This window comes from Streptomyces sp. NPDC055078 (genome assembly GCF_053607985.1).
The window spans coordinates 1-3,963 of record NZ_JBSGUP010000728.1 but is presented as its reverse complement, the minus strand read 5'-3'; the positions used below and the strand labels follow the sequence as shown (position 1 = coordinate 3,963).

Sequence of the window (3,963 nt, the reverse complement as noted above, 5' to 3'; positions counted from 1 at the left end):
GCGGTAGCGCCCACGACGTGCGACGATGTGCGGCATGTCGCAGCAGCCCCCCGTCCGGAGCACCGGTTCTCCACCCGCACGCCCCGATGCTTCCATGTCGCTGCTGACCAATGTGATGGAGCACAGCCTCGACGACGGATACGCGGAGGCGACGGCGCGCCGGCAGGCGGAGGGCGGGGGACTGCCCCGTCCGCTGCGGGCCAAACTCGGGCTGGCGGCCGGTCTGGTGCTGGCGGCCCTGGTGGTCACCGTCGGAGCCGCCGAGGCGCGGATATCGGCACCTGTGGTGGCGAAGGAGCGCGAGGAGCTGATCGACCGCGTCGACGCGGAGACCGACGATGCCGACGCGCTGGAGCGCGGTGTCGACAGACTCCGGGACGAGGTCGGCGAACGGCAGCGGAAGGCGCTCAGTTCGCAGGGCGGCGGGCAGGAGAAGCTGGTCTCGCTGCTCGCGGGGGCGACCGAGATCGAAGGGCCCGGTATCAAGCTCGTCGTGGACGACGCCAAGGGCACCGGTCAGGGCGGCGGCGGGCCGCGCGAGAACAGCGGTTTCAGCGATACGGGCCGGGTGCGGGACCGCGATATGCAGCGGATCGTCAACGGGCTGTGGCAGTCCGGCGCGGAGGCCGTGGCGATCAACGGACAGCGGCTGACGGCCCTGTCCGCGATCCGGGCGGCGGGTGACGCCATACTGGTCGACAACAGACCGCTGGTCCCGCCTTACGCGGTGCTGGCCGTGGGGGACGGGAAGAAGCTGAACACCGCGTTCCAGGACAGTGCCGACGGACAGTATCTGCGCGTACTGAAAGAGAACTTCGGGGTCAGGTTCAGCGTCGCAACCGAGGGCAAGCTGCGGCTTCCGGCCGCCCCGAGCCTGATCGTACGTACAGCACAGCCGGGAACCGCCGACGCCGGGAAGGGCACCGGGCAGGGCACGGCAGACACAGGGAAGGGCACATCGTGATCGCCGTACTGGGCCTCGTCGTGGGAGTCGTGGCCGGACTGCTGGTCCGGCCCGAAGTGCCGGCGGTGGTCGAGCCCTATCTGCCGATCGCCGTCGTCGCCGCGCTGGACGCCGTCTTCGGGGGCCTGCGGGCCATGCTGGACGGTATCTTTGTCGACAAGGTCTTTGTCGTCTCCTTCCTGTCGAACGTCGTGGTGGCCGCGCTCATCGTGTTCCTCGGCGACAAGCTGGGCGTCGGCGCCCAGCTGTCCACGGGTGTGGTGGTCGTCCTCGGTATCCGGATCTTCTCCAACGCCGCCGCGATTCGCCGGCACGTTTTCCGGGCGTGAGGCCGATGAACAGCGAAGACAGGCCCCGGAACGAACTCCCGCCGGAGCTGCCGCCGAAGGACACCGCCCCCGTTGCCCCGGAACCAGTCGCCCCTATGGGGCAGCTGACCGGACGTCAGCGGCTTGTCGCCAGCCTGTGGCCGCCGCGGCTGACCCGTGCGCAACTGATCGTCGCCGTCCTGCTGTTCGTCCTCGGGCTGGGGCTCGCCATCCAGGTCCGCTCCACCAGCGACAACAGCGCACTGCGGGGAGCGAGGCAGGAGGACCTCGTCCGCATCCTGGACGAGCTGGACAACCGCACCCAGCGGCTGGAGGACGAGAAGCGGCGGCTGGAGGACCAGCGCACCGAGCTGGAGACCAGTTCGGACCAGGCGGAGGAGGCGCGCAGACAGACCCGGCAGAAGGAGCAGCAACTGGGCGTGCTGGCCGGTACCGTCGCCGCGCAGGGCCCCGGCATCACCCTCACCATCGGGGACAGGTCCGGTGCCGTGGAGCCGGACATGCTGCTCGACGCCCTCCAGGAACTGCGCGCCGCGGGCGCCGAGGCGATCCAGGTCAATGATCACCGGATTGTGGCGGACACCTATTTCACCGGCACGGGCGGTGACATCGAGGTCGACGGGAACCGGATTTCAGCCCCGTACATCTTCCAGGTCATCGGGAAGCCGCAGGATCTCGAACCCGCGCTGAACATCCCGGGCGGAGTGGTGCAGACGCTGGAGAAGGAGCAGGCCACCGCCACCGTGGTGCGCTCGGACAAGATCGTCGTGGACGCCTTGCGACCCGTTGAGCCCCCTGACTACGCTCGGTCGTCGGCCCAGTGAGGCGGGGGCGCATGAGGTCCTGCCGGGCAGGGCAAGAGGTTGCGGGGGGTCGGCACACCGAAGCTGTGCCGCGTGGTGGAAACTGTCTGGCGGGTACGGACGTTGTGAAGATGTCCGGGTCGGCAGGTCAGATCATTGAGGGTTCGTCCTGCCCCACGGGCGGGTCTATTTCGGTCAAGGGGAATCGCCCGTGAAGTTGTTTGCGAAGTTGTTCGGCAAGAGCCCACGCGAGGACGGCGGCAATGCCAGGCATCGCGCGCCGCGTCATGGCCAGGATGAGCAGGGCGCGGAGCGCCCGCTCTTCCGCGACGAGGTCGCCGGCCCGGGCAGTGACATTCCCGGGCACCCGGGCGCGTCGTCTGTTGACCCTGCTGGTCCCGGCCGCATAGGTTTCGGAGAACCATCAACCTCAAGTACGGGTGGAGGGTTTTCCCCCGATCCGTATGCGACCAACCCCCACGGGGGACAGCCGCGGCAGGAGGATCCGTCCATGTCGGCCGTGTCGGTTTGTACGAGGTGCGGGCATCGCAATGCGCAGTCCAGCCGGTTCTGCTCCAACTGCGGCGCGCCGCTGAAGGGCGGAGTGCCTGCCGAGCGCCCGTCGGAGACGACTTCGACGATCTCCATCTCCGGTCTTGAGGCGTACGACTCGGAGGTGACCGGGCAGACCCAGCTTCCGTCGCTCTCGCCCGAGGCCCAGGCCGCGGTCGACGCCCTGCCGCTCGGCTCGGCGCTGCTCGTGGTGCGGCGCGGGCCGAATTCCGGGAGCCGCTTCCTGCTCGACGGCGAGCTGACCACGGCAGGCCGGCATCCGCAGAGCGACATCTTCCTCGACGACGTGACCGTGTCCCGGCGGCATGTGGAGTTCCGCAGGGGCCCCGACGGCAGCTTCAGCGTCGCCGATGTCGGCAGTCTCAACGGCACCTATGTCAATCGGGAGCGGATCGACTCGGTCTATCTGGCCAATGGTGACGAGGTCCAGATCGGCAAGTACCGACTGGTCTTCTACGCGAGCCAGCGAGGCGGGTAACCCGTCAGGGAAGGCATATGCTGCGAACACCGACGGGCGGGGCCGGTCATTCCACCGCCGCCTCGGGCGAGGGGCTGATGAGCATCGGTACGGTGCTCGGTCAGCTGCGTGATGAGTTCCCCGAGGTCACCATCTCCAAGATCCGCTTTCTGGAGGCCGAAGGGCTGGTCGAGCCACGGCGCACACCGTCCGGGTACCGCAAATTCAGCCCGGAGGACGTGGAGCGACTGGCCCAGGTGCTGCGGATGCAGCGGGATCACTACCTTCCGCTGAAGGTCATCCGGGAGCATCTCGATGCCGTCGCCCGTGGTGAGCAGCCGCAGCTGCCGGCGCAGGGGGTGGGCCGTGAGCTGTCCGACGGCACCTGGGAGGCCGGTCCCGGGCACCGTACGGCCGCTCGGGTGGGCCGCGCGGAGCTGCTGGCCGCCGCCGGGGCCAGCGAAGACGAATTGGATGCCTGGGAGTCGTACGGGCTCATCGTCCGGCACGAGGACGCGGCCGGCGGCTATGACGCCGAGTCGGTGACCGTGGCCAGGCTGGTGGCCGACCTCGGCAGATTCGGTCTCGAACCACGGCATCTTCGCGCCATGAAGGCCGCCGCCGAACGTGAGGCCGGACTGATCGAACAAGTGGTGGCACCCTTGCGGCGGCATCGCAATCCGCAGACCAGAGCGCATGCGGAGGCCACCGCGCGGGAGCTGGCGACGCTGTCCGTACGGCTGCACGCCGCCCTGATGCAGACCGCTCTGGGAGTACGTATCCACTGATCATGGACGTGGCCCACAAACCCAAAGGGTCGGGCCCCTCCGAGGGGTG

At 68.9% G+C, this 3,963-nt stretch carries 5 protein-coding genes; all 5 read left to right on the top strand.

The genetic code is table 11. From position 1 onward, the window contains the following. Positions 1–34 precede the first annotated feature (34 nt). Complete coding sequence (locus tag ACWF94_RS35595) at positions 35–964, top strand: DUF881 domain-containing protein (RefSeq protein ID WP_453498393.1); 930 nt, start codon at positions 35–37, stop codon at positions 962–964. Next, positions 961–1,293 (top strand): small basic family protein, encoded by a 333-nt coding sequence (locus ACWF94_RS35590; protein WP_006376801.1) that lies wholly within the window; start codon positions 961–963, stop codon positions 1,291–1,293. The genes ACWF94_RS35595 and ACWF94_RS35590 overlap by 4 nt, the downstream gene beginning before the upstream one ends. Before the next feature lie 5 nt (positions 1,294–1,298). Continuing rightward, on the top strand, positions 1,299–2,117 hold the full coding sequence (locus ACWF94_RS35585; RefSeq protein ID WP_453498389.1) for a DUF881 domain-containing protein: 819 nt from the start codon (positions 1,299–1,301) through the stop codon (positions 2,115–2,117). Between the two features lie 148 nt (positions 2,118–2,265). Then, positions 2,266–3,147 carry an FHA domain-containing protein gene (locus ACWF94_RS35580; protein ID WP_453498396.1) on the top strand — a complete coding sequence of 294 codons (882 nt, stop codon included), beginning with the start codon at positions 2,266–2,268 and terminating at the stop codon, positions 3,145–3,147. Between the two features lie 17 nt (positions 3,148–3,164). Then, the gene (gene ftsR / locus ACWF94_RS35575; RefSeq protein ID WP_453498387.1) at positions 3,165–3,914 is read left to right on the top strand and encodes a transcriptional regulator FtsR; all 750 of its coding nucleotides are present in this window, start codon (positions 3,165–3,167) and stop codon (positions 3,912–3,914) included. Positions 3,915–3,963: the final 49 nt, after the last annotated feature.